Here is a 24,911-nt window from a genome sequence, read left to right on the forward strand (position 1 = left end):
GATTAATTTTGGCCTTCAAGCCATTGTTTGAAAACGGATTTGGCGCGATCTGTGTAGGCTTTGTAGCGGTCCTTGCGGCCCCGGCGTCCGCCTTTCAGGCCATCCACCGGGCGGAACAGGCCGAAGTTCACGTTCATCGGTTGAAAGGTCTTGGCCTCGGCCCCGCCGGTGATGTGATGGATCAGCGCGCCCATCGCCGAGTCCTGAGGCGCGGTGTCCAGCGGCTTGCCCAGAATTTCAGCGGCGGCCAGACGTCCGGCCAGAAGGCCCATCGCGGCGGATTCCACATAGCCTTCGACCCCGGTAACCTGGCCGGCGAAACGGATGTTCGGACGGCTGCGCAGGCGCATCTGATCGTCCAGCAGCGTGGGCGAATTAAGGAAGGTATTGCGGTGAATCCCCCCCAGGCGCGCAAAGGAGGCGTTTTCCAGGCCGGGGATCATTCTGAACACATCGGTCTGGGCGCCGTATTTCATTTTTGTCTGAAACCCCACGATGTTATACAGCGTTCCTAATGCATTGTCGCGGCGCAGCTGGACCACGGCATAGGCTTTGTTTTCGGGGTCATGGGCATTGGTCAGGCCGACGGGTTTCATCGGTCCGTGGCGCAGGGTTTCGCGGCCGCGTTCGGCCATGACCTCGATTGGCAGGCAACCGTCGAAATAGCCGGCGGTCTCTCCCTCGTGGAACTCGGTCTTGTCGGCGGCCAGCAGCGCGTCGATGAAGGCCTCGTACTGATCGCGCGTCATCGGGCAGTTCAGATAGGCTTTCTGCTCTTCCTCGGTGTCGCCCTTGTCATAGCGCGATTGCAGCCAGGCCACATCCATATCGATGCTTTCGGCATAGACGATGGGGGCGATGGCGTCGAAAAAGGCCAGGCGCTCGGCCCCGGTTTCGGCCTGAATCGCGGCCCCCAGAGCGGTGGAGGTCAGCGGCCCGGTGGCGATGATCCAATGACCCTCAGAGGGCAATTCGGTGATCTCGCCATAGTCGACGCGCACGTTGGGGTGGTCCATCAGTGCCTGGGTCACGCTTTGTGAAAACGGATCGCGATCCACGGCCAGAGCGCCGCCCGCAGGCAGGCGGTGACGGTCGGCCATGGCCATGATCAGCCCGTTCGCGGCGCGCATTTCCCAGTGCAGCAGCCCCACGGCATTCTGTTCGCTGTCATCCGAGCGGAACGAATTCGAGCAGACCATTTCCGCCAGATTGCCCGTCCGGTGCGCAAAGGTTTCGACCTGCGGGCGCATTTCGTGAATGACCACCTGCACGCCCATATTAGCCGCTTGCCAGGCGGCCTCGGATCCGGCCATGCCGCCGCCAACGATATGAAGAGTGTTTTCCATGGCCGCGATGTAGGGCAGGCGCGCGCGTTTGAAAAGCCCTGTCAGCGATCGACCGGCAGGCCCGAGGGCACGGATTCGGGGATTCCCAGGCGGCCTCTGGCGGCGATGGGATCGGTCAGCGCGTTCAGAAACGCGACCAGATCGGCGATCTCGGCCTCAGAGAGGGGGGTGTCGGGCAGTTCCGACGCAGCGGCGATCTCGATGCGTTCGTTCTGATCGTCCAGAGCCTGCCAGTCAGCAAAAGGAAAGTCATGCAGCCGCGCCTGCGTGCGGTCATAGCGCATCAGGCTGGGAACGGGCTGCGCGTGGTGACGGATGACGGATTCAAGCGTGGCAAAGGCCCCCGCATGACCATACGGCGCGCTGAGCGCGACATTGCGCAAAGAGGGCGTGCGAAACCGATAGCGATCCTCGGGGGCGGCGGTCACGTGAAACCGACCGCGATCCCCGTAATGCCCCGGATCCTTGCCCGGCCCCAGCTGCGGCATGGCGATGGCGTGAAACCCGTGGTCCGTCTGAAAGGGCCCGGCATGGCAGGCCGCACAGCCAGCGGGGCCATAGAACAGATCCAGCCCTCTTTGCGCGTTCCGGTGCAGGGCCTCTTGCCCGCGCAGGTGCCGGTCAAAAGGGGAATCGATGGCCTGAAATTCGAAGCTGATAAACTCGGACAGGGCGGTGGCAATGTCGGTGAAATGCACCGGGGCCTCTCCGATATGGGGCGTAAACCGTTGACGATATTCAGGAAGTGCATTCACCCGCCGCGCCAGAAGCGCCCAGGCCAGCGTCGCATCCCCCAGCGCAACGGCGTCGGCAACGGCATTTTCCCCCGGCTGCCCGGCCATTTCCTCGGGCGAAAGCGGCGGCAGCATCGCCTGCGCGGCCAGAGGCGATCCAAGCGCGCGTTCCAGCGGGCGATCCTCGGGCATCCGCAGCCCGAAACGGGCGCTGTCATCCAGCTCGACCCGGCCATCGTGGAACATGGTGGAAAACTCATAGGCCCCAAGGTTCCAGAGCGCAGGCGCGTTGCGCGGGATGCGGGCGGGGGGCTCTTGTCCGGCGATAATCTGACGTCTGTCCCCCAGCCCGGCACCCCCTTCGCCAATCGACAGGGACATCCCGTCGGCGCTGCCCAGGCTGGGGTGATGGCAGGTGCCACAAGAGATATTCATATTGCCGGACAGGATCGGATCATAAAACAGATCGCGGCCCAGCCGGGCCAGATCTGCATCAGTCTCGGGGAAGGCGGCGTGGGTCACCTGCTCGGGCAGGTCGGCGGCCAGAGAGAGGCTGGCCGAGAGAGAGACGACTGCGGCGGTGACCCATGCGCGCATGATCAAGAGGTTCATCATTTCCTCTTCACCCCTTCCTTAGCAAAGCCGTTTGCGGCAGAAAAGTGGCAAATGTGAAAACAATAAGATGCGAATTGGAAACGAGCACGCAAAAACGCCGCCAGAGCGCGGATTTCGCGGCCTATTGCTGCCAATCGGGCGGGCGTTTTTCCAAAAAGGCGGCGATGCCCTCGGCTGTGTCGCGATAGAGCATATTCTGCACCATCACATCGCCCGCGTATTCATAGGCCTGATCCATCGGCATTTGCAGTTGGGTATAGAACGCCTGTTTGCCGATTTTGACGGCGGCCCCCAGTTTTTCGGCCACTTTGATGGCCAGATCCTGGGTGGCGGACTCTAGCTGATCGGCGGGTACGACCTTGTTGATCAGGCCCAGGGTTTCGGCGCGCTCGGCCGGGATGAACGTGCCGGTCGATAGCATTTCAAAGGCTTGTTTTCGCGGGATGTTTCGTGACAGAGCCACCATCGGAGTCGAACAAAACAGGCCGATATTGACCCCGTTCACACCAAAGCGCGTGCCCTCGGCCGCGACGGCCATATCGCACGAGGCCACCAGCTGGCAGCCCGCCGCCGTGGCAATCCCGTGCACCTGGGCAATCACCGGCTGCGGCATTTTCTGGATCGACAGCATCATCGCGGTGCAGCGGTCGAACAGATCCTTGAAATAGGCCTTGCCGCCATCCTCGGCCTGGCGGCCCGCGGTCATCTGTTTCAGATCGTGGCCCGCGCAGAAAACCTTGCCCGCGCCGGACAGAATCACCGCCCGGATCGTGCTGTCCTGCGCAAGCTGATCGAACTGGCCTTGCAATGCGGCCAGCATCTCATCTGACAGGGCGTTCAGCTTTTCGGGGGTGTTCAGCCGTAAATGTGCGATCGCACCCGTGTCGTGACGTTCCAGTATTGCCATCTTGTCCTCCTCACCATTCGCGGCAACTCTAGGACGAACAGGAGAGGGAGGAAAGCAATGCCGGTAAAAATGTCAGCCGAGGATCTGACCGAGTTCATGGCCCGCGCGTTTCCGCAGGTGAATGAGGATTTCATCATTGATGCGGTGGGCGAGATGACGCTGCGCCTGCGAATGCCGATTGCGCATAAGCATCTCAGGCCTGGGGGGACGGTCTCGGGGCCCAGCATGTTCGCGCTGGCCGATTGCGCGATCTATCTGGCGGTTCTGGCGATGATCGGCCCGCAGGCTTTGGCGGTGACCACCAATTGCAGCCTGGATTTCATGCGCAAACCGGCGGCGGACCGGGATCTAGTGGCCGAGTGCAAGCTATTGAAATTGGGGCGTGTTCTGGCGGTTGGTGATGTGCTGATCTATTCGGATGGGGTGGCGGGGCCGGTGGCGCGGGCCTCGATGACCTATTCGATTCCGCCGCAGCGATAAAAAAGGCCGGGGACATGCCCCGGCCAAGTACATTCTGTCGCGGACGGGGTCGTTACGCGCGCCAGAATGGGCGACGGGCCTCCGTATAAGCCACGTCACGTTCGATGCCGATGTCCTTTAGCTGCGCGTCAGACAGATGGCGCAGCGCTTTGCGGGTGCGATGTCGGCTGTCCCACTTTGTCACAGTCACCGCAAATGCCACCGCCCAGCGGGCAACGATCGGCGCCGGATAGCCAAGATCGTAGGTGATGACGTGTGCGGCGAGCAGGGCTTGCTGCTGTGACATTGGATAAATCCTTCAATTGTATTGACACAAATTAGCGGGAATGCTACGAGGAAAGAGATACAATCAATTGGTACAAACCGTCTAGGAAAACATTGTTATGGGTACAAATTGGGTCCCGGATCTGAGTAAGGCCGGCCGATCTAAGTACAAAGCGCTGGCGGACGAGATTCGCGGCGCCGTGGCGGCCGGAGATCTGAGCAGCGGGGCGCAATTGCCGCCCGTGCGCGAGCTGGCGTATCAATTGTCCATCACGCCGGGGACTGTGGCGCGGGCCTATTCCGTGCTGACCGAGGAGGGGGTCTTGCAGGCGGGGGTCGGACGCGGAACCTTTGTGGCCGAAACCTCGACCCAGGTGGATGACTCGGTGGCCTGGCCCCAGGTGCTGAACCTGCGCAGCCCGTTGCTGCCGGATGTAGGCCAAAGCGCGCTGCTGCGGGACGCGATGCACAGCACCGCCGATGCCATGCACGCCGAGGAATTCCTGAACTACCCGGATCGCCGGATGGATCTGCCCCTGCGCCGGGCCTTGCGCCGATGGATGGATGATTTGCCCATCGGCAATTTCACCGCCGAGGATATGGTGCTGGCGCATGGTGCGCAAAATGCCCTGCTGCTGGTGATGCAGACGGTTTTGCGCGGGCCGGACCCGGCCATTGCGGTTGAAAACCTGACCTATCCGGGGTTTCGCCGCGCCGCCGAGCTGAACCGTGCCCGCGTTGTCGGGATTCCCAGCGATTCCGAGGGGCCGATTGTGGCGGCTTTGGAGGATGCGGTGCGCGAGCAGGGGGTGCAGCTGTTTTGTACCTCGTCCGAGGTGAATAACCCCACGCTGGGCGCGACCTCGCGCCGCCGCCGCCGGGAAATCGCCAATATGGCCGCGCGTCTGGGGCTGAACATTCTGGATGACGATTGCTATGTCATCGGGCCGCATATGGCCGAAAGCTATCATTCGCTGGTGCCGGGGCTGGGCTGGTATGTGTCGTCCCTGTCCAAGGCGCTGACCCCGGCCTTGCGTGTGGGTTATGTTGTGGCGCCGCGCGAACGGGTGCACGAATTGGCCCGCAGCGCGACCTATGCGTTCTTTGGCCTGTCGCGCCCTCTGTCCGAGGTGACGCTGACCTTCATGAACGACCCGCGCCTGCGCAGTATCGCCGCCAAATCCCGCGCGCGGATGAATGAGATGGTCCGCCTGACGGTCAATCATCTGGGCGGGCATAACGTGGTCTGGAAAGAGGACGTGCCGTTCTTGTGGATTTCCCTGCCCGAAGGCTGGCGTACCGCCAGTTTCATCCGCGCGGCTGAATCGCAGGGGGTGATCCTCAAAAGCGCCGAGGAATTCGTCCTGCGCCACGCCCGCGCGCCTCATGCGGTGCGGTTGGCGGTGAACGGGCAGGTGGATATTGCCCGCTACGAGGCCGGAATCGTTCAGGTGCGTCAGCTTCTGGACAATCCGCGCGAGGAATTCACCGTTTAGGGTGAAGTTTGTGGGGTATTTGAATACCTATTTTCTAACTCATTGAAAACGAATGCAAAATACGCGCTTGCGTGGCTTGACTGTGTTTTCAGGCCCTATATAACCGCGCAATCGAATTTGGATAGGGGCGTTTTGCCCGTTTCCGCAACTGAACAAGGGTAATCCCGCGATGAAAACCTTCTCTGCTACTCCGGCAGACATCGAGAAAAAGTGGATCATCATCGACGCCGAAGGCGTGGTGCTGGGCCGTCTTGCCTCGATCGTCGCCATGCGTCTGCGTGGCAAGCACAAGCCGTCGTTCACTCCGAACCAGGACATGGGCGACAACGTGATTGTCATCAACGCTGACAAAATCCAGATGACTGGCAAAAAGCGCACTGACAAGAAATACTACTGGCACACGGGCCATCCGGGCGGCATCAAGCACCGCACCGCCGGTCAGATCCTGGAAGGCGCCTATCCCGAGCGTGTGGTCACCGCCGCCGTCAAGCGTATGCTGCCGGGCAACCGCCTGTCGCGCAAAGTGATGACCAACCTGCGTGTCTACGCCGGCGCCGAGCATCCGCACGAAGCGCAGAACCCCGAAGTTCTGGACGTCAAGTCCATGAACTCCAAGAACACCCGGAGCTGATAAATGGCCGATCAAATCAATTCGCTGGAAGACCTGGCCGCCGCAACTGGTGTTGAAACCGTTGTCGAAGTCGAAGCCCCCCGTGAGCCCGTCCGTGACGAGCTGGGCCGTTCCTATGCCACCGGCAAGCGTAAAGACGCTGTTGCTCGTGTGTGGGTGAAGCCCGGTTCGGGCAAAGTCACCGTGAACGGCAAGGAAATGAACGCCTATTTCGCGCGTCCCGTGCTGCAACTGATCGTGCGTCAGCCCTTCGGTGTGGCCGGTGTTGACGATCAGTTCGACGTTGTCGCCACCGTCAAGGGCGGCGGTCTGTCCGGTCAGGCCGGTGCTGTGAAACACGGTATCTCGAAGGCGCTGCAACTGTACGATCCCTCGCTGCGTGGCGCGCTGAAGGCCGCTGGCTTCCTGACCCGCGACAGCCGCGTTGTGGAACGTAAGAAATACGGTAAGCGCAAAGCGCGTCGTTCGTTCCAGTTCTCGAAGCGTTAATCTTTCGCTTCTTTCGGAATTTGGCAAAGGGCCGCCCGATTAGGTGGCCCTTTTCTGTTGCGCTTTGGCGTCCTTTTCTGGTGTCATCGGGGCCGCAGACGTAAAAAAGGCGGGCCGAGGGACCCGCCTTTCGTATATCCGCGCGATTGGAAACGCGGATTTGGTCTTGGCTGATTAGCTCAGCAGGTCCAGCTCATAATCGAACACGATCGAGGTGGTCAGGTCCGAACCGGCCGAGTCATCGTCGGAGAATTCGATCGACAGGCCAACGCCGCCTTCAAAGCCGTAGCCGAAGTTCAGTTCCCATGCGGTCACGTCACCGTCGGTGCCCAGAACCGGCTCAACGGTCCAGTCGCCGACTGCAACTTCCAGAGCAACCTCGTGGTAGTCGTCTTCGGATTCGATGTCATAGGTGTAGGTGTACGAACCCGAAACGGTGTCCGAGAACGCCTGGCTCAGCACCAGCTCGGCTTCGGTGGTGTCGTAGCCGCTGTCGTCGTACCAGTAGCCGTACAGAGCAACCTCGTAGGAGGTTTTGTCGGTGATGTCGCCGCCGTAGCCCAGGGCCAGTTCGGTTTCCAGCTCGTCAACGCCGCCGGCTTCGGCGAAGGTGAAGGTCAGGCCAGCGAAGAAGCCACCAGCGGTGTATTCGCCGCCCAGGCTCAGTTCAACAGCATCGCCAGTGGAGTCAAAGTCGCTGTCAAAATCGACCGAAGCTTCGAAACCTGCGGTGGCCGAGAATTCGCCAGCGAATGCGCCGACGGGCAGCAGGGCGATAGCAGCAGCGGCTGCCAGAGATTTTTGGGTGAACATACGATGTCCCTTCATAGCGTATCATTCGTTTGAGTGTCCGACTGTTGCCTGGTTCAAATCCGATTGAATCGGACCTTAGGTGGGTAAGGGGCCGGAACCTGAGCGTTTTACTCTGATTCTGTGCCTTTGTCCTGCTCGGTCGTCGCAAAAACCTCTTAACGCTGCAATGCAGAAAGGGTAAATGGCAAAATTAGCTTTTAATATGAAGAGTTTGTAACGTGCTAAAAGATTAGGCGCGCATTGTCACAGTTTGATCATTTGTCGGGCGAGATAAGGCCCAGCCCGCGCAGATACACGCCGATGCCGGTTTCCAGCAGATCTTCGGGGGGGAAGGGCGTCTGGGTGCCCGGCGAGTTGCGCGCATAAAGCTCGACCACCCCGTGGCTTAGCGCCCAGATATGCGCCGAGAACATCGCCGCGGGGGGGCGTTTTTCAGGGGGGATATGCTGCGAAAGATCATCCGCGGCTTTTTCCAGAACCCCGCGTGCCCGATGCGCGACAGCGGCCAGCTCGGGCGTGCGATTCACGGAAATGCCGGATTCAAACATCGCGATATAGTGACCGGGATATTTGCGCGCAAAGGCCAGATAGGCGCGTCCCGTGGCCTCGAACGCAGCCAGCGCCGAGGGTTGCCCCTTGTCATAGGCATATTGCATGACGTCGGCGAAAATCTCATAGCCCTGGCGCGCGGCCTCGGCGATCAGATCGTCGCGCCCTTCGAAATGCCGGTAAACGGCGGCCGGGGTCACGCCGGCCTGTTTGGCGGCCTCGGACAGGGTGAATCCGGTGGGGCCTTTTTGTTCGATCAACAGCAGGGCCGCCTCGACCAGGGCCTGGCGCAGGTTGCCGTGATGATATCCGCGTTTCTTAGGCATCCCAGATATCCGGACCTGCACAAATCGAGCCATCCACCGGGCCGATGGCCTTGCTGTCTTTGCGGTCGTAATCGATCGCTTGCAGCACATGGCGGATCGCGGCCAGACGGGCGCGTTTTTTGTCATCCGAGCGAATGATCGTCCAGGGCGCGGCCTGAGTGTGACTGCGCTCCAGCGTTTCGCGAATGGCGGCGCTGTAGGCATCCCATTTCTTCAGACCCTCGACGTCGATCCAGCTGAGCTTCCACTGTTTCAAAGGATCGCTTTCGCGCGCCAGGAACCGTTTCAGCTGCTCGGCCCGCCCCACGTTCAGCCAGAATTTGAACAGTATAATCCCTTCATCCACCAGCATTTTTTCGAAATCTGGCACCTGGGCAAAGAAATGCGCGCGCTGACTGTCCGAGCAGAACCCGAACACTTTTTCCACCACGCCGCGATTGTACCAGCTGCGGTCATAGAAGACGATCTCGCCGCCCGCTGGCAGGTGATCAATATAGCGCTGAAAATACCATTGCGTCTGTTCGGTATCCGAGGGTTTGGACAGCGCCACCACACGCGCGCCGCGGGGGTTCAGATTCTCGCGGAAGCGTTTGATCGTGCCGCCCTTGCCAGCGGCGTCGCGGCCCTCGAACACGATGGCAATGCGCTGGCCGGTGGCCTTGGCCCAGCTTTGCAGCTTGACCAGCTCAACCTGGAGCTTCTCCATGTCCTTTTCATAGGGTTTACGCGCCAGTTTTTCCGAATGCGGATAGCTGGGCGCCAGGATATCCCCCTTTTCGGCGCGTTTGATCGCGTTGCGCACCTCGGCTGGGGCGTCATTTTCATAGAAAGCGCTGATCGCACCGTCAAAGGGCAGCTCCATGGGCCTCTCCATTTGTTTTCAATACAATATGGCGGTCTGCGCGGCTTAGTTCAATCCGGCACGCGCCGCCGCGCGGTCAATCGCGGCAATGACCTGAGGTTTCGCGTTATGCTGCGGAGTGTGGCCGATCCCCGGCAGGACGGTCAGCCGCGCCTTTGGAATCTGACGGGCCAGCGGTTCCGAGTGGATGGGCAGGCCGACAATCATGTCGGCACTGCCGTGCAGCAGTTCGGTCGGGGTTTGTATCTGCGGATAAAGAGGCACAAGCTGCGCGATTTCCCCGTTCAGATTGGCGCGTTGCAGGGCATTGGCGCGCAGACAGGCACGGCGCAGGGTCAGGCCGGCACCGATATGGGCGCTATAGCCTGCGGGGGGCAGCTGGGGCGTGAAAATCGATTCCAGCTCGGCGGTGACCACGGAATCGGGGACATAGGCCGTTAGGTAGGGGATCACCAAAGGGCCGATCCAGGGGTGCGACAGCGTGCGATAATAGCGCGACAGCGGCCCGTCCCAGGTTTGCGAGGCCCCCGCCACCAGCACCAGGCCTGAGATCCGATCCGCGCAATGCACCGCCCAGGCCAGCGCCACCGCGCCGCCATAGGACTGGCCCAGCACGATAGGGCGCGTCGCCCCCAGTTGCGCGGCCGCGGCAGACAGAATCTCGGCCTGTTGACGGATCGTTGCGCCGGTCCGGTTGATCGGGTCCGAATAGCCCAGGCCGGGCCGGTCGAACAGGATCACTCGGTAGCGTTGCGCCAGCTCCTGGGCCAGCCCCTGGGTAAAATCCCGCACATTCCCCGAGGCCCCGTGGATCAGCACCAGATCCGGCCCGCTGCCCATTGTCACGGCGTGCAACCTGTGCCCCTCAACGGTCAGAAACTGGCCCTCGGGCGGGTGGCTGCGGATGGCGCGGGCCTCGTGACGGGCGGCGCGCCACAGGGTTGCCCCGTGTAGCGAGCCAAATAGAATTACAATTGATCCCAATATGATAAGGGTCAAAGTTAACCTATTACTTTCGCCAATCCGTCGAGGCCGATCCGATCTGATCCATATCATAGGGCGTTGTCAGATAGATCTCGGAAATCCAGTTGCCATAGAGCAAATGCGCATGGCTGCGCCAGCGGTTCTGCGGCGGGTTTTCGGGATTGTCCTGCGGGTAATAGTTGAAAGGCATCTGAATTTCGGCACCTTCAACCTGATTATTGGCCAGATCGCGCTGGTATTCCTGATTCAGCGTGTCGCTGTCGTATTCCAGATGGTTGAACACATAGATTGCCCGGTGCGCCGGGTCTTCGACCAGCGCGGGGCCCACCACATCCGAATGCAGCAAAATAGGCAGACCGGCGGCCTCGATCTCGTCGCGGCGCATTTCCGTCCAGCGGCTGACGGGCATGATCATGTCGTCAGAAAATCCACGTAAATAAGGGCTTTGCGGGGCAAAGTTCATGTGGCGGTAGCAGCCGAACAGCTTCTCGTTCAGCAGATGTTTCTGCACATTATGGAAATAGTGAATCATCGCCATGCCGCCCCAGCAGACGCCAAAGGTGGAATGCACATGGGTCTGCGTCCAGTCGAACACCTGGCGCAGTTCGTCCCAATAGGTCACCTCTTCGAAGGGCAGATGTTCAATCGGGGCGCCGGTGATGATCAGCCCGTCGAATTTCTGACCGCTGGCTTTGACCTCGGCGAAGGTGCGATAGAAACTGGCCATGTGATCGGCGGCGGTGTTGCGGGCCTGGTGCTCGCTCATCCGGATCAGGCTGAATTCGATTTGCAGCGGCGTGGCGCCGATCAGGCGGGCGAACTGGTTCTCCGTCTGGATCTTTTTCGGCATCAGGTTCAGCAGGCCGATCCGCAGCGGGCGGATGTCCTGATGCTGGGCCATCTCTTCGGACATGACCATCACGCCCTCGTGCGTCAGCACGTCATAGGCCGGCAGATCATGAGGAAGTTTGATGGGCATTGGATTGGCCTCCGAAAGGTAAGAATAGACAGGGAAGGTAGGACGCGGATCAGCGGCGCTCAAGGGCCATGGCGATCAACTGGTCGAAATCCTGGGCGGATTTCACCTTTGCGATTTCCTCGGCCTTGACCGACACGCCCCAGTTCTGCGCCATCTGCGCATAGAGCGGCTGACGATGCGCCAGGGCCTGGGCATAGGTCCAGCGGATGAAATCATCGGGGTCTACCTGCGTTTCATCGCAGCCCTTCTGATCCAGGTATTCGGCCCAGGCCCGTTCGAGAAACGCGGGCTGATAGGACATCGGCTTGGGCGCGCGGTCAAAGCGGCGGATCAGTTCGGCAGTATGCGCCTCAGACCCCTCAATCCAGATCATAAGCGTATGTTCCGACAGGGTTTTCAGCACCAGATCATCCGGATCGGCAGGGTTCACCCATTCGCAGATCGACCCGCCGGTATCGCAGATGAAATGCGGATAGCCGTACAAAGCCCCGGCCCGTTCGATGAAATAGGGGGTATCCAGCAGGGCGGCGATTTCAGCGGTGCGGAACTGCGCCTGACGGCGGGTATATTCGGCATAGGGCAGCCCGCCTTTGGCCTCATCCCCCGGTTTGCCCAGATACGAGGACACCGGCGTCAGGTTCTCAAACGTGATATTAGAGCCGATATAAATCGAATCCGACATCAGCAACTCACGCAGAAAGGGGTTTTTCATCGCCTCGCGCTTAGCGTTGTCGGCGATATATTCGCCCATGTAGCGCGTCCCGATACGGTAATCGATTGAATAATGAAACCAGTCGCCCTGATCGCGCAGCATGTTCGAAAGATAGGTCTTACCCAGCCCGGACATCCCGAAGAACAGGATCTTTTTATGCGTGGCGTTCAGCCAGTCTTGGGCAGAGGTATAGAGCATGGGTTCCGATCCTTGACGCGCCAGCAGTCCTAGCGGGGCTGGCGGGGGCGGTCAAATCCTATTGCGCCGCAGCAGGCGGCCGTCGATGGTGATCAGCCCCGCCGCCAGCAGCGCGAACCCTCCGTAGGCGCGCAGGGGCAGCGTTTCGTCCAGCACCAAAGCGCCCAGCAAAATCGCACAAGGGGCCACCATCAGCGTTACCAGCAGCAGATTGCCCGCCCCCGCCATGGACAGCACCCGGTAATACAGCAGATAGGCACTGGCCGTCGCAATCAGCGACAGATAGCCAAGCGCGGCCCAGGTCAGCGGGGCCTGGGGCAGGGGGGGCGCGCCCTCGGTGCTGAGGGCAAGGGGGATCATGATCAGCGCGGCGCAGGTCAGCATCCCGGTGGCGGCCATCGCGGGCGATTGCCCCGACAGGGTTTTGCGCCCCCAGGCCCCCGCCAGCGCATAGGACAGCGAAGAGCCCAGCAACGCCAGTTGCCCCAGCGAGGCCAGGTTCAGCTGGCTCAGCGCGGCGGGGCCGATGATCACCGCCGCTCCGGCAAAACCCAGGGCCACACCGGCGGCCTTGCGCGCGCTCAGCCGTTCATCGGCGAACAGAACCGAGGCCACAAGCACCCCCAGCACCGCCGTCAGCGCATTCAGAATCGCCGCAAGCCCGGACGAGATATGCTGCTGCCCCCAGGTGATCAGCGTAAAGGGCAGGGCGTTATTCATCAGCCCCATCACCAGAAAGCCCCCCCAGATCGCGGCTGTGCGCGGCACCCGAATACCGCGCCACAGCACATAGACCCACAGCAATGCGGCCGCCCCGGTGATGCGAAAGGCCACCAGCCACAAAGGGCTGACATCGCGCAGGATCAGCGCGGTGGTCATGAACGAGGCGCCCCAGATCAGCGCCAGCAGGCTTAGCTCGGCCCAGGCGCGGGGGGGAATGGTTTTTTGAATCTGGCTCATGATCCGAATTTAGATAGCGCAGCGCCAGGGCCAATCCGAAAGATGCTTAATCACGCGTTTCTGACCAGATATTCAGATAGTTGCCGCCAAAGATCACCAGAGCGCCCAGCAGCACGAACAGATCCAGCGGCTCGTTATAAAACAGCATCCCGATCACCGCGATCAGCGGCAGCCGGGTGAAATCTATCGGCACCACCACGGTGGCGGGCGCCAGGCTCAGCGCTGTGGTCAGGCAAAAATGCGCCAGCAGCCCAGCGGCACCGATCAGCACCAGCCAGGGCGCCGTTTGCGCCGAGGGCAGGGCAATATCGCCGTCAATCCCGGCGCAGATCAGCCCCATGGCAGCCTGCATTGTCGTCAGGAAAAACAGCACCGAAGCCACGTTTTCCGTCCGTGTCAGTTTCCGTGTGGTCAGGATCGCTCCGGCAAAGCCGACAGCCGCCAGGGCCGCGGCCAGTTGCCCGATATCCACCGATTCAGGCGAGGGGCGCGCGACAATCAGAATGCCGATGAACCCGATGACGGCCGAAAGCACGCGAATGGGCGTCAGCCGCTCGCCCAGCACCAACGGGGACAGCAGTACCACCCACAGAGGCGAGGTGAACTCCAACGCAAAGACCTGCGCCAGTGGGATCACGGTGATCGCAAAGAACCACAGGTTTTGCCCGGCGAAATGGCAGACGTTCCGCACAAGATGCAGGCGCAGTTTGCGCAGGCGGACCTCGGCCAGTTTGCCGCGAAGGAACAGAACCAACACCACGATGATCACGCCGACCAGGCTGCGGTAGGACATGATCTCGAACGTGTCCAACTGGTGACTGACCGCGCGGCCCGCAACAGCCATCGAGGTGAAAGAGGCAATCGCCCCCGTCATCCACAATGCAGCCTTCACAACATCCGTGCCCGCTGGCATGGCTGTCTCCCCATTTTCACCCAAACGCATAAGGGGGGCAAACGCCCCCCTCTGTCCAGCCCGTTCTGGGGCCCGAATTATTCCAGCTCGATCGTGCCCGGTGGTTTCGAGGTGCAATCATAGAAGACACGGTTCACGCCCTTGACCTCGTTGATGATCCGGGTCGAGGTCTCGCCCAGGAATTCATGGGTGAACGGATAGTAATCGGCGGTCATCCCATCGACCGAGGTCACCGCCCGCAGCGCCACCGCATAGTCATAGGTGCGCCCGTCGCCCATCACGCCCACGGTGCGCATCGGCAGGATCGCGGCGAAGGCCTGCCAGATGTCATCATAGAGGCCATGTTTGCGGATCTGGTCGATATAGACGGCATCGGCCTTGCGCAGGATCTCCAGTTTGTCGCGGGTGATCTCGCCGGGGCAACGGATCGCCAGGCCCGGACCGGGGAAGGGATGGCGGCCGATGAAGGACGCGGGCAGGCCCAGTTCATGCCCCAGCGCGCGGACCTCGTCCTTGAACAGCTCGCGCAGGGGTTCGACCAGTTTCAGCCCCATCTTTTCGGGCAGACCGCCCACATTGTGGTGCGATTTGATGGTGACCGAAGGCCCGCCGCTGAAACTGACGCTTTCGATCACGTCCGGATACAGGGTGCCTTGGGCCAGGAACTCGGCCCCTTCGATCTGATCGGCGTATTTCTGGAATACGTCGATAAACAGTTTGCCGATTGTCTTACGCTTTGTTTCCGGATCGGAAACACCCTCCAGCGCGCCCAGGAACAGATCGCTTTCGTCGGCGTGGATCAGGTTCAGGTTATAATTGTCGCGGAACATGGATACGACCTGCTCGGCCTCGTTCAGGCGCAGCAATCCGTGATCCACGAAAACGCAGGTCAGCTGATCGCCGATGGCCTCGTGCAGCAGGATGCCGGTCACGGACGAATCCACACCGCCGGACAGCGCACAGATGACCTTTTTGTCGCCGACCTGTTCGCGAATCTTGGCGATCATTTCCTCGCGATAGGCGCCCATGGTCCAGTCGCCTGCGAACCCCGCCAGCCTGACGAAGTTTTCATAAAGCGTGGCGCCGTTGGGCGTGTGGTGTACCTCGGGGTGGAACTGCACGGCAAAGAAATTGCGCGCCAGATCCGCAGTGATCGCGAAGGGCGCACCGGGCGAGGTGCCATAGACCTGGAAACCGGGGGCGATTTCAGCCACGTGATCGCCGTGGGACATCCAGACCTGCTCTTGCCCGTCCAGGAACCAGCCGGTCAGGAAATCGGGGTGCGCATCGGCGGGCGTCACATAGGCGCGGCCAAATTCGGCGGTGGCGTGCTCGCCTGCCTCGACCCGGCCGCCCAGATCATGCATCATCACCTGCTGACCATAGCAAATACCCAGGATTGGCACGCCCAGCGTATAGGCCGATTTCGGCGGGCGGGGGCTGCCCTCGCGCATCACCGAATCCGGCCCGCCCGAGAAAATAATGGCCTTGGGCGCGAATTCGGCCAGAAACGCGTCGGTGACGTTCTGGTAGGGGTGGATTTCACAATAGACGCTTAGCTCGCGCAGGCGCCGCGCAATCAGCTGCGTGACCTGGCTGCCAAAGTCGATGATGAGAAGGCGGTCGTGCGAGATGTTTTCCATGCCCGTGCAATAGGCCGTTGCATCGCGCCGCGCAAGCCGGGAAGGGAGCGGAATTGTCCGTTTTTCCGGCTGGGCAATAAATGCGGGCCGCCAGGCATCACGCAGGATCGCGCGGCGGCCCGTCAAGGCTACCTTCTCGTTAGAACGAGAAGGTGAACCCGAATTCAACCGAGGTGAAGGCGGATTCGATGTCTTCGTACAGAATGTCTGTCTGGAAATCCTCGCCATCGAAATCATGACGCAGGATGGCCGCGCGCAGACGCGAGCGCTCGCCGATCATTTTTTCCATGCCGATCCCGTAGACCACACCGTTGATGGTGTTGTCCTCTCCGATCGGGCCACCGCCGCTGTCAACGAATCCGGTGGCCTCGGCGCGGGTGACGCCCAGGGTGCCGTAGACCAGCGTCTTGGGGGCCACCAGATAGCCGATACGGCCACGCAACGAGGCGACTTTCTCGACCTCGAAGGCGCATTGGAAGGCCGGGTTGTTACAGTCTTCAGAGCCGGTGATATCTGCCGAGGCATAGCTGAATTCGCCGCCATAGACATACTGACCGTTCTGGACGTCATAGCCCAGTACCAGGCCAAAGCTGTTGCCGCTCAGATCGCCCGAGCCGTCGCCGGGAAAGATATCCGCGCCGCCGAATTCGCCGCCGAAATCGCCCGAATTGAACGAGGCAATCAGGCCGACATAGGCGCCGCTCCAGTCAACCGGGGCCGCAACCGGCGGTTCCGGTGCCGGCTCTTCCAGTGCGCCGGCGCTGGCCATGCCCGCCATGCCAAGGGCGGCAATCAAAGCAGTCGTACTAAACAAGTGTTTCATAGGAATTCCCCAATCTCTTACCAATTAATTTGCTTCTGTCGCGCATCTTAACTTAGCGTTAACTAAAGATTGTGCATAGCTGCGCTCGCATTCTTTGCGTCGAATGTGACATCTGCCCCACAGTAAACGAAGGGTTCCGGGCCTGAGAGGGCGGGCTTGTGTCGTTTTTGACGTTTTTGCGCCGCTTGCGTCGAAAGAAACCTGCCGCGTCTGGGATAAAACCTGCGGGAACAGGACTAGTCGGAGTGTCTGAAAATGGATGCACAAAGAGGACGCCGCAGGGCGCGTTCAGGGGGCGGAGCCGCGCGGCGGGCCGAGCGCAGTTCGGTTTCGTTCGAGACCGCGCAGTATATCGAGCGCAAAATCCCCAACCTAGAGATTCTCAACGAAGAGGCGCTGGAGATCATCGAGGCCAATGCCGAACAGGTTCTGGCGGAAATCGGCGTTAACTTTGTCAATAATCCCGCAGCGCTGGACCTGTGGCGCAATGCCGGGGCCGAGGTCGAAGGCGAACGGGTCCGAATCCCCAAGGGGCTCGCTCGTGAGTTGTGCAAAACGGCCCCGTCCAGTTTCACGCAGCACGCCAGAAATCCCGCGCGCAATGTGGTGATGGGCGGCCGGAATCTGGTGTTGGCGCCGGTCTATGGCCCGCCCTTCGTGCATGACGCCGCCGGTGGCCGCCGCTATGCGACGATGGAGGATTTCCGCAATTTCGTCAAAATGGGCTATATGTCCAAATGGCTGCACCACTCGGGTGGCACCGTGTGCGAACCCACCGATGTGCCGGTGAACAAGCGTCATCTGGACATGTTGCACGCGCATATGACGCTCTCGGATAAACCTTTTATGGGCTCGGTGACAGACCCCAGCCGCGCGCAGGATTCGGTTGAGATGTGCGAGATCCTGTTCGGCAGGGATTTCGTGCAGCAGAACACGGTGATGACCTCGCTGATCAACATCAATTCCCCGCTGACATTCGATGATGTGATGATGGGCGCATTGGAGGTTTACGCGCGCAATAACCAGGCCTGTATCATCAGCCCCTTCATCGTTGGCGGGGCGATGGCGCCGGTGTCCGTGGCGGGCACGCTGACGCAGGTTCTGGCCGAGGTTCTGGCCGGCGTCGCCTATTCTCAGCTGATCCGCCAAGGCGCGCCGGTCATTCTGGGGGCCTTTGTGACCTCGATTGATATGAACTCGGGCGCTCCGACATTTGGCACCCCCGAGGCCGCGCAGGTGACCTATGGCGTGGGGCAGATCGCCCGCCGTCTGGGGCTGCCATATCGGTCCTCCGGAGGCTTTACCGGCTCCAAGCTGCCGGATGCTCAGGCCGGGTATGAAAGCGCTAACTCATTGAATATGGGGCTTTTGTCGGGTGTGAATTTCATGCTTCATGCCTGCGGCTGGCTTGAGGGCGGTCTGGTCACCTCGTATGAAAAATTCGTCATGGACGCCGATCAGCTGGGCACCCTGCATCGCATGGCCGAAGGCGTGTCAGTCGATGAAAACGCCCAGGCGATGGATGCGCTGCGCGAGGTGGGGCCGGCGGGGCATTACCTGGGGTGCGCCCATACGCAGGCGAATTTCAAAACCGCGTTCTGGCGCACGGATCTGCTTGATTACAAACCCTTCGAGACCTGGTCCGAAGAGGGCGCGCGCGATACGATGACCCTGGCCTCGGCGCGTGTTCACAGACTGTTGGCGGACTACCGGCAGCCCGCCCTGGACCCTGCAATCGCCGAAGCCCTGGCCGGTTACGTCGCGCAGAAAAAAGAGTCGATACCCGACGCATTCAGCTAAGCGGACGCCCCTTAAACGGGGGCGTTTTGCGGGCGCGAGGCAGTGCGCAGCAGCTGCGCCTCGCCCATCATTGCAATCAGAACCTCGACGTGGCGGGCCGGAGAATAGCCCGCCACATTCTGTGCGCGCATCTCATTCATATCGGCCTCGATTTCCATCAGATGGGCCAGCGCGGGCCCGCTGCGCGGCAGGGCGTTTGTCCCCAGCAAGCGGCGCAGATGAACCGAACGGCGATAATCATCCACACCGAACCGGGCGGCCCTGATCAGTAAGCGGGGGCGGTGGATGGTGTTCAGAAGGCTCAACAAATCCATCATGGCGGTGTCCTTTCCGTGGCTTCGCTCTGGGCAGAGCATGGCACACGCAAAGGTGGTGTTGCGCAGGGGCGCGCCTCTCCGTCCGGAGCGGTGGTCAATTGTTCACATTTTGGAAACTATTATTGCCAAATCGGAAACTGTTAACTCTCAGGTAACTTTTGCAGCCCTAGGTTGCGTGTTGTTCTGGGGGTAACTCTGGGGAAGATTCAGTGGATTTCCAGGACAGAAAACATGACCTAATTGGAGCCGACATGTCCCGTTCACTCTTGCCCGAGCATCCTGTATCGACCGTCCCTTCGTGGGTGCCCGAAGCAGCCCTGCGGTATTTGGCGCATACGGAAACGGGACTGCCGATCCGGGTGTTGGCGCGCCAGGCTGGCTGCCATGCGTCAACCGTTCTCAGACAGATCCGAAAACTGGAAAGCCGACGCGAAGATCAACTGGTGGACGAGGCGCTGTGCCGCCTGGGACGCCAGCATTTTCAACGTGTTGGGCGAAAGACAAACCTCAGTGAAACGGAGCCTGAAACCATGACAGCCCCCAAGTCTGTGCCGCTGCCTGTTGAAACCGAATTGTTCCACAAAGAAGCCTGCCGAATCCTGCGTCGAATGACAGAGAACGGTGCCGTTCTGGCCGTGGCGCAGGAGATGGAAAAAGCCGTCGTCGTGCGTGACAATGCCTCGGGGACGACGACGCGGACGGCAGTGGTGGACCGCGAAATTGCGCAGGCCATGGCCTTGAAAGACTGGATTTCCTGCAAGGCACCGGGGCGGATTTCGCGCTATGTGATCACCGCAGAAGGGCGTGCAAGCCTGGCCAGTTTGCTGGCGCGTGCCGAAAGCTCGGCCCAGCCAGGGTTTGCCGAGGCGCAGGCGGGATTTGCCGCTGCCCCCGGTGCGCGTTCGCTCGCTCCGTCGCGGGGGCGGACCCGCTATTCGGCACCTGAATCGCCGCTGACCCTGCTGGCGCGCCGGCGGGATAAGGCCGGTCAGCCGTTTCTGAGCGAGGATCTGGTGGCGGTCGGAGAACGGCTGCGCGAGGATTTCGAACTGGCGCAGATCGGCCCGAGTGTGACTCAGAACTGGGACAATTTCCTGACGGGTCGCGAAGCAATGTCGGCGCGCAGCGAGCCCAGTGCTGGCCCGGCAGGCGCGCGTGATCGGGTGGCCTCTGCGCTGCGCGATCTGGGGCCCGGATTGGGCGATGTCGCGCTGCGATGCTGCTGCTATCTGGAAGGATTGGAAAGCGCCGAGAAACGTATGGGCTGGTCGGCCCGGTCGGGCAAAATCGTCCTGCGGATCGCCTTGCAGCGCCTCAAGCGTCATTACGAAGGGATGGGGCAGGCCGGTCAGATGATCGGCTAAGGGGCTAGCCTCCGACCAGCCAGCCGACGAGATAGGCCACAATTGCGCAGACCAATCCCACGCCTACTGTTTCCATTACGGAAACGCGGAAACGGTCTCCGGTGGCCAGCCATCGCAATACCCCCAGCGCTGTCAGCGCCAGGCAGGTGGCAAGTGCCGACAGGGTAAAGCTGCGCTCGTCCGCATCGCGCAGGATATAGGGCAACAGGGGCAGACCCCCAAACAAAACAAAGGATAAAAAGGTGACCATCCCGTTCAGGGCAGGGTGGTCATTTTCAGGGGGGCGGATTCCTTGCTGATACATCATCTGCGTTTCCGCCAGAATCTTAGGGTTTTGAGCAAGGCTTCTGGCGACGGTTTGTGCCTCGGGCTGAGGCAGACCTTTTGCGACCAAGGTTTCCGAAAGCGAAACAATCTCGGCCTCGGTTTGGGTTTTGACTGCCGCGATCCGGGCCCTGCGCCGCGTCCGATACAGATCATGAGCCGAGCGCGTGGACAGATATTCGCCCAATCCCATCGACACCGCATCGGCAAACAGATTGGCCAGCCCGAACACCAGCACCGCCAGCCCCCCGATTTGGGCAACCCCTTCCGCATTCGCCCCGGCAAAGCCCGCGACGATGGCAAACGTCGTCACGATCCCATCGTTCCCGCCATAGATGATCTGTTTCAGATGGTCCTGAATGCGTGACAATCGAGAGCGGCGGGCGGGCTGATCCATGGCTGGTCCTTCGGCTGGCGGGGGCAGCATAGCGGGCCGGGGCGAGGCTGCAATCGACATTTCAGGCGATTAGTCGGGCTTGCGCAAATGGGGGGTAGCGATAAATTAATCCTATGAATATTACTCTCAGACAGCTGACCTATTTCACGGCCCTGGCCGAGCACCGGAATTTTGGCCGCGCGGCGGCGGCGGTGCATATCTCTCAGCCGGCCTTGTCGGTGCAGATCAAAGAACTGGAGACGACGCTGGGCGCGGCGGTGGTGGAGCGGCAGGCGCGCGACGTGTTGCTGACGCCTTTCGGCCGGCGCGTGCTGGCGCAGGCGCAGACCGTGCTGGCGCAGATGCGCAACCTAGAGGAGTTGGCGCGCTGGCGTGGCGGGCTCTCTGGCGAGCTGAAACTGGGGGTGATTCCGACGATTGCGCCCTATCTGCTGCCCGGTGCGCTGGCATCGCTGCGGATGCGGGACATTCAGCTGGACGTGCAGGTGCAGGAGGGCAAGACCCTGCGCCTGCTGGAGGCGCTGCACAGCGGAGCGCTGGATGCCGCGGTGCTGGCGCTGCCCACGGGCGAGGCCGGGATGGTCGAGGAACCTCTGTTCGAGGATCGCTTTCTGCTGGCCGGCACGCAGGCGCAGCTGGCGGCTCTGGGCAATCCCGAAACCCTGCGCCCGACGGAATTGCGGCCCGCGCAATTGCTGCTGCTGGAGGACGGGCATTGCCTGACCGACCAGGCGCTTGAGGTCTGCGGGCGTGCGCAGGGGCAATCGCAGATCAATATGGGCGCGTCCTCTTTGGCGACGCTGACGCGGCTGGTGGCGGCGGGATTCGGGCTGACTTTGATGCCGGAAATGGCGGCCCTGGCCGAGCGCCAGGCGGCGCCGGATATGCATTTGCTGCGGTTCTGCGCGCCCGAACCCGCGCGGACGATTGGCCTGGTGCGGCGCGCGGCGTCCGTGGATGATGGCTGGTTCAGCGATCTGGCCGAAATCCTGCGTGTCACCGGCCAGAGCCTGATCGAGACTGCCCGCCAGGCCGAACACTGAGGAAAACCACTGACGAAAAGCTGCGAATGAAAAAGCCCGCGCCATTTCGGACGCGGGCCAATTCATTGAAATCGTGTGGGATTACTCGGCCGCGACGGCGGCGTTTTTCTCGTCCACGTATTTCATCAGGTTCTCGGGCGAGCTTTCGCCATAGGGGTCTTCGCCGTGGTTGTCGGACAGGCCGGGCTCTTCGAACCAGGCTTCGACGACACCGTTGTTGATGATCGCCGCATAGCGCCACGAGCGCATCCCAAAGCCCAGGTTGTCCTTGGCGACCAGCATCCCGACCTTGCGGGTGAATTCGCCCGACCCGTCAGGGATAACCGAGACATTTTCCAGGCCCTGATCCTGCGCCCATTTGTTCATCACGAAGCTGTCGTTCACCGACATGCAGTAGATTGCGTCGATGCCTTTTTCAGCGAACTCGGCGGCCATTTTTTCAAAGCCGGGCAGCTGGTAAGTCGAGCAGGTGGGGGTGAACGCGCCGGGCAGCGAGAACAGGATCACGCGCTTGCCGTCAAAATAATCGGCGGTGGTCATGTCCTGCCAGCGGAACGGGTTCGGGCCGCCCACCGATTCATCGCGAACACGGGTGCGGAAGGTGACCTCGGGCAGTTTTGCGCCTGCTTGCATTTCAAAAACTCCTGTTGAGTGGATAGTCGTCAATCTGAGGGCAACTTATAACGGTTCAAAAAGTCTTGCCAATGGGCATTTTGCGCAAATTCTGCGCTGCAAATATCGGAAAAACGCGTGATTTCCATGGGATGTGTAAATAAGCGTATGAAATATAACAATTAAGTTTCTGCTGTGCAGCGTGCGTTCGCATCGCCGAGAATACAGGCCGGGCAGGGCCTGCGCAGGGAACTGGCACTTGACCTAAGGGGGCGCTATAGTATGAGGCACCAAACAGCAGGATGACTGACGTGCGTGATCTGAAAATCCCCCAGCAACGGCACCCCGAAAAGGCGCATCGCCCGGATAATGCTCAGCCGAAAAAGCCCGACTGGATTCGCGTGAAAGCGCCGGTTTCGGACGGCTATAAGGCCACGCACAAGATCATGCGCGAAAACAAGCTGGTCACCGTCTGCGAAGAGGCCGGCTGCCCCAATGCCGGCGAATGCTGGAGCCAGGGCCACGCCACCATGATGATCATGGGCGAGATCTGCACCCGCGGCTGCACCTTCTGCAATATCGCGACGGGCAAGCCGCAGACTCTGGACGCGTTTGAGCCGGGCCGCGTGGCCGATGCGGTGCAGAAACTGGGGCTGAACCATGTGGTGATTACCAGCGTGGACCGTGACGATCTGGAGGACGGCGGGGCCGAGCATTTCGCCCAGACCATCCGCGCCGTGCGCCACCGCAGCCCCGGCACCACGATCGAGATTTTGACGCCCGATTTCCTGAAATGTTCGGATGATGTGCTGGAAATCGTGGTGGCGGCCAAGCCGGATGTGTTTAACCACAATCTGGAAACCGTGCCTGGGCTCTACCCCGAGGTCCGCCCCGGCGCGCGCTATTTCCATTCGCTGCGTCTGTTGCAACGGGTCAAGGAACTGGATCCGACCATGTTCACCAAATCCGGCATCATGGTGGGCCTGGGCGAGGACAAACAAGGCGTGCATCAGGTCATGGACGACATGCGCGCCGCTGACATTGATTTCCTGACCATCGGCCAATACCTGCAACCCACGCCCAAGCACCACGCCGTGGATCGCTTTGTGCATCCCGATGAATTCGCCGCCTATGAGAAAGCCGCCTATGGCAAGGGCTTTTTGATGGTTTCGGCCACGCCCCTGACGCGCTCGTCCTATCATGCGGGGGATGATTTCGCCCGCCTGCGGGAAAACCGGCTGGCCAGACTGGGCGCGCAGTGATGGATTTTCCGGGCTTTATTCAGCGCTTTCCGGGGCTGGAAACGCCCTTTGCCAAAGAGGATGTGACGATCCGGGCGCTTGGCTCGGACGATGGGATGGTGGCATTTTTCCATTTTCACCGCGATGTCCTGCTGCCGCCGCATTCGCATCTGGGCCAGTGGGGCACGGTCATTGAGGGCGAGATCGAGCTGACAATCGGAGATCAGACCCGCGTCTATCGGGTGGGGCAAAGCTATGACATCCCCGCAGGGGTTGAACACAGCGCCCGGATCAAAGCCGGCGCCAAGGTGATAGATGTGTTCGAAGAGGGCGACCGTTATCCGCTGACGCGCTGATCAGGGGCGCATTTTCTGCACGGTCAGGGCCTCGGGCCAGCCGATCCAGCGCTCGATCGCGACCAGGATCAGACACAGGGCGATCACCCCCAGCACCAGCCTGACCCGTTTGGCCGAGGGCGGATGCCGCGCCCATTTCGCCATGCGCAGAAACCACATCAATCTGTGAACCGCACCTTGCCGATGAACGGAAGGTTCCGGTTTCTTTGTGCGAAATCAATGCCATATCCAACGACGAATTCATCGGGAATGGTGAAGCCCGTCCAATCGGCCTGCATCTCCACCTCGCGGCGGGCGGGTTTGTCCAGCAGGGCGATGATCTTCATTTTGCGCGGCTGGCGACCGTCCAGCAGGTGTTTGACGTGGCTCAGCGTATAGCCCGTGTCCACAATATCCTCGACCACCAGCACATCGCGTCCGGCGATTTCGCCGCGCAGGTCTTTCAGGATGCGCACCTCGCGCGAGCTTTCGGTGGCATTGCCATACGAGGACGCCTCAAGGAAATCCACCTCAACCGGCAGGTCCAGTTCGCGCACCAGATCGGCGATGAACACGAAACTGCCGCGCAGCAGGCCCACCACCACCAGCTTGTCCGTATCGGCAAATTCGTGGCGGATTTCCCCGGCCAGTTCCTCGATCCGGGCGGCGATTTGCTTGGCCGAGATCATCTCATCAATGACATAAGGACGCTGTGGCATGACTTCCCCTTGAATTCTTGCGCTCAGTCTACGAA

At 60.9% G+C, this 24,911-nt stretch carries 28 protein-coding genes; 9 read left to right on the forward strand and 19 right to left on the reverse strand.

Annotated elements, in window-relative coordinates; translation table 11 throughout:
• Positions 1-2 precede the first annotated feature (2 nt).
• The 3 genes from trmFO to ACP15O_RS12080 form a co-directional block, all read right to left on the reverse strand.
• Positions 3-1,346 carry a methylenetetrahydrofolate--tRNA-(uracil(54)-C(5))-methyltransferase (FADH(2)-oxidizing) TrmFO gene (gene trmFO, locus ACP15O_RS12070; RefSeq protein WP_425096353.1) on the reverse strand — a complete coding sequence of 448 codons (1,344 nt, stop codon included), beginning with the start codon at positions 1,344-1,346 and terminating at the stop codon, positions 3-5.
• A 41-nt stretch (positions 1,347-1,387) separates the two neighbouring features.
• Entirely contained in the window at positions 1,388-2,692 is a 1,305-nt protein-coding gene (locus tag ACP15O_RS12075; protein WP_425096354.1) for a cytochrome-c peroxidase, read from the reverse strand.
• A 124-nt stretch (positions 2,693-2,816) separates the two neighbouring features.
• Entirely contained in the window at positions 2,817-3,602 is a 786-nt protein-coding gene (locus tag ACP15O_RS12080; RefSeq protein ID WP_425096355.1) for an enoyl-CoA hydratase, read from the reverse strand.
• Between the two features lie 57 nt (positions 3,603-3,659).
• On the opposite strand from ACP15O_RS12080, the gene ACP15O_RS12085 reads away from it, so the two are divergent.
• A complete protein-coding gene (locus ACP15O_RS12085) occupies positions 3,660-4,082 on the forward strand; it encodes a PaaI family thioesterase (protein ID WP_425096356.1) in 423 nt (140 codons plus the stop codon).
• A 52-nt stretch (positions 4,083-4,134) separates the two neighbouring features.
• Here ACP15O_RS12085 and ACP15O_RS12090 read toward each other — a convergent pair whose 3' ends face one another.
• Positions 4,135-4,368 (reverse strand): DUF1127 domain-containing protein, encoded by a 234-nt coding sequence (locus ACP15O_RS12090; RefSeq protein WP_425096357.1) that lies wholly within the window; start codon positions 4,366-4,368, stop codon positions 4,135-4,137.
• A 97-nt stretch (positions 4,369-4,465) separates the two neighbouring features.
• Between ACP15O_RS12090 and ACP15O_RS12095 the strand changes: the two genes are divergently transcribed.
• The 3 genes from ACP15O_RS12095 to rpsI all read left to right on the forward strand — a co-directional run bounded on the left by ACP15O_RS12095 (position 4,466) and on the right by rpsI (position 6,962).
• A complete protein-coding gene (locus ACP15O_RS12095) occupies positions 4,466-5,842 on the forward strand; it encodes an aminotransferase-like domain-containing protein (RefSeq protein WP_425096358.1) in 1,377 nt (458 codons plus the stop codon).
• A gap of 169 nt (positions 5,843-6,011) precedes the next feature.
• A complete protein-coding gene (gene rplM, locus ACP15O_RS12100) occupies positions 6,012-6,473 on the forward strand; it encodes a 50S ribosomal protein L13 (protein ID WP_425096359.1) in 462 nt (153 codons plus the stop codon).
• A gap of 3 nt (positions 6,474-6,476) precedes the next feature.
• Positions 6,477-6,962 (forward strand): 30S ribosomal protein S9, encoded by a 486-nt coding sequence (rpsI, locus tag ACP15O_RS12105; protein WP_425096360.1) that lies wholly within the window; start codon positions 6,477-6,479, stop codon positions 6,960-6,962.
• A gap of 174 nt (positions 6,963-7,136) precedes the next feature.
• Here the strand turns inward: rpsI and ACP15O_RS12110 are convergent, their stop codons facing one another.
• The 10 genes from ACP15O_RS12110 to ACP15O_RS12155 all read right to left on the reverse strand — a co-directional run bounded on the left by ACP15O_RS12110 (position 7,137) and on the right by ACP15O_RS12155 (position 16,724).
• Complete coding sequence (locus tag ACP15O_RS12110) at positions 7,137-7,790, reverse strand: hypothetical protein (RefSeq protein ID WP_425096361.1); 654 nt, start codon at positions 7,788-7,790, stop codon at positions 7,137-7,139.
• A 239-nt stretch (positions 7,791-8,029) separates the two neighbouring features.
• Positions 8,030-8,650 carry a TetR/AcrR family transcriptional regulator gene (locus tag ACP15O_RS12115; RefSeq protein WP_425096362.1) on the reverse strand — a complete coding sequence of 207 codons (621 nt, stop codon included), beginning with the start codon at positions 8,648-8,650 and terminating at the stop codon, positions 8,030-8,032.
• On the reverse strand, positions 8,643-9,512 hold the full coding sequence (gene ppk2, locus ACP15O_RS12120; RefSeq protein WP_425096363.1) for a polyphosphate kinase 2: 870 nt from the start codon (positions 9,510-9,512) through the stop codon (positions 8,643-8,645). The genes ACP15O_RS12115 and ppk2 overlap by 8 nt, the downstream gene beginning before the upstream one ends.
• Before the next feature lie 45 nt (positions 9,513-9,557).
• On the reverse strand, positions 9,558-10,496 hold the full coding sequence (locus tag ACP15O_RS12125) for an alpha/beta fold hydrolase (RefSeq protein ID WP_425096364.1): 939 nt from the start codon (positions 10,494-10,496) through the stop codon (positions 9,558-9,560).
• Positions 10,497-10,521: 25 nt separating this feature from the next.
• On the reverse strand, positions 10,522-11,475 hold the full coding sequence (locus ACP15O_RS12130) for a homoserine O-succinyltransferase (RefSeq protein ID WP_425096365.1): 954 nt from the start codon (positions 11,473-11,475) through the stop codon (positions 10,522-10,524).
• A gap of 49 nt (positions 11,476-11,524) precedes the next feature.
• On the reverse strand, positions 11,525-12,385 hold the full coding sequence (locus tag ACP15O_RS12135) for an ATPase (protein WP_425096366.1): 861 nt from the start codon (positions 12,383-12,385) through the stop codon (positions 11,525-11,527).
• Positions 12,386-12,436: 51 nt separating this feature from the next.
• The gene (locus tag ACP15O_RS12140) at positions 12,437-13,345 is read right to left on the reverse strand and encodes a DMT family transporter (RefSeq protein ID WP_425096367.1); all 909 of its coding nucleotides are present in this window, start codon (positions 13,343-13,345) and stop codon (positions 12,437-12,439) included.
• A gap of 46 nt (positions 13,346-13,391) precedes the next feature.
• The gene (locus ACP15O_RS12145; RefSeq protein ID WP_425096368.1) at positions 13,392-14,258 is read right to left on the reverse strand and encodes a DMT family transporter; all 867 of its coding nucleotides are present in this window, start codon (positions 14,256-14,258) and stop codon (positions 13,392-13,394) included.
• A gap of 77 nt (positions 14,259-14,335) precedes the next feature.
• Positions 14,336-15,901: a glutamine-hydrolyzing GMP synthase gene (guaA, locus tag ACP15O_RS12150; protein ID WP_425096624.1), complete on the reverse strand. Its 1,566-nt coding sequence runs from the start codon at positions 15,899-15,901 to the stop codon at positions 14,336-14,338.
• 139 nt (positions 15,902-16,040) lie between these two features.
• On the reverse strand, positions 16,041-16,724 hold the full coding sequence (locus ACP15O_RS12155) for an outer membrane protein (protein WP_425096369.1): 684 nt from the start codon (positions 16,722-16,724) through the stop codon (positions 16,041-16,043).
• Between the two features lie 255 nt (positions 16,725-16,979).
• Between ACP15O_RS12155 and ACP15O_RS12160 the strand changes: the two genes are divergently transcribed.
• Positions 16,980-18,524, forward strand: a complete 1,545-nt coding sequence (locus tag ACP15O_RS12160) for a trimethylamine methyltransferase family protein (RefSeq protein ID WP_425096370.1) — start codon at positions 16,980-16,982, stop codon at positions 18,522-18,524.
• Positions 18,525-18,535: 11 nt separating this feature from the next.
• Here ACP15O_RS12160 and ACP15O_RS12165 read toward each other — a convergent pair whose 3' ends face one another.
• Positions 18,536-18,841 (reverse strand): DUF6477 family protein, encoded by a 306-nt coding sequence (locus ACP15O_RS12165; RefSeq protein ID WP_425096371.1) that lies wholly within the window; start codon positions 18,839-18,841, stop codon positions 18,536-18,538.
• A gap of 251 nt (positions 18,842-19,092) precedes the next feature.
• Here ACP15O_RS12165 and ACP15O_RS12170 point away from each other — a divergent pair, with 251 nt between their 5' ends.
• Entirely contained in the window at positions 19,093-20,205 is a 1,113-nt protein-coding gene (locus ACP15O_RS12170; protein WP_425096372.1) for a DUF6456 domain-containing protein, read from the forward strand.
• Positions 20,206-20,209: 4 nt separating this feature from the next.
• Here the strand turns inward: ACP15O_RS12170 and ACP15O_RS12175 are convergent, their stop codons facing one another.
• Positions 20,210-20,926, reverse strand: a complete 717-nt coding sequence (locus tag ACP15O_RS12175; protein WP_425096373.1) for a VIT1/CCC1 transporter family protein — start codon at positions 20,924-20,926, stop codon at positions 20,210-20,212.
• 113 nt (positions 20,927-21,039) lie between these two features.
• Between ACP15O_RS12175 and ACP15O_RS12180 the strand changes: the two genes are divergently transcribed.
• Positions 21,040-21,969 carry a LysR substrate-binding domain-containing protein gene (locus tag ACP15O_RS12180; protein WP_425096374.1) on the forward strand — a complete coding sequence of 310 codons (930 nt, stop codon included), beginning with the start codon at positions 21,040-21,042 and terminating at the stop codon, positions 21,967-21,969.
• An 81-nt stretch (positions 21,970-22,050) separates the two neighbouring features.
• Here ACP15O_RS12180 and ACP15O_RS12185 read toward each other — a convergent pair whose 3' ends face one another.
• A complete protein-coding gene (locus tag ACP15O_RS12185; protein WP_425096375.1) occupies positions 22,051-22,602 on the reverse strand; it encodes a peroxiredoxin in 552 nt (183 codons plus the stop codon).
• 290 nt (positions 22,603-22,892) lie between these two features.
• Here ACP15O_RS12185 and lipA point away from each other — a divergent pair, with 290 nt between their 5' ends.
• On the forward strand, positions 22,893-23,843 hold the full coding sequence (gene lipA / locus ACP15O_RS12190; protein WP_425096376.1) for a lipoyl synthase: 951 nt from the start codon (positions 22,893-22,895) through the stop codon (positions 23,841-23,843).
• A complete protein-coding gene (locus ACP15O_RS12195) occupies positions 23,843-24,178 on the forward strand; it encodes a cupin domain-containing protein (RefSeq protein ID WP_425096377.1) in 336 nt (111 codons plus the stop codon). The genes lipA and ACP15O_RS12195 overlap by 1 nt, the downstream gene beginning before the upstream one ends.
• Here ACP15O_RS12195 and ACP15O_RS12200 read toward each other — a convergent pair whose 3' ends face one another.
• Positions 24,179-24,337: a hypothetical protein gene (locus ACP15O_RS12200; RefSeq protein ID WP_425096378.1), complete on the reverse strand. Its 159-nt coding sequence runs from the start codon at positions 24,335-24,337 to the stop codon at positions 24,179-24,181.
• Positions 24,337-24,876 (reverse strand): hypoxanthine phosphoribosyltransferase, encoded by a 540-nt coding sequence (gene hpt / locus ACP15O_RS12205; RefSeq protein ID WP_425096379.1) that lies wholly within the window; start codon positions 24,874-24,876, stop codon positions 24,337-24,339. The genes ACP15O_RS12200 and hpt overlap by 1 nt, the downstream gene beginning before the upstream one ends.
• Positions 24,877-24,911: the final 35 nt, after the last annotated feature.

It is taken from the genome of Youngimonas ophiurae (nom. illeg.) (genome assembly GCF_049803795.1).
GTDB lineage: Bacteria > Pseudomonadota > Alphaproteobacteria > Rhodobacterales > Rhodobacteraceae > Thalassobius.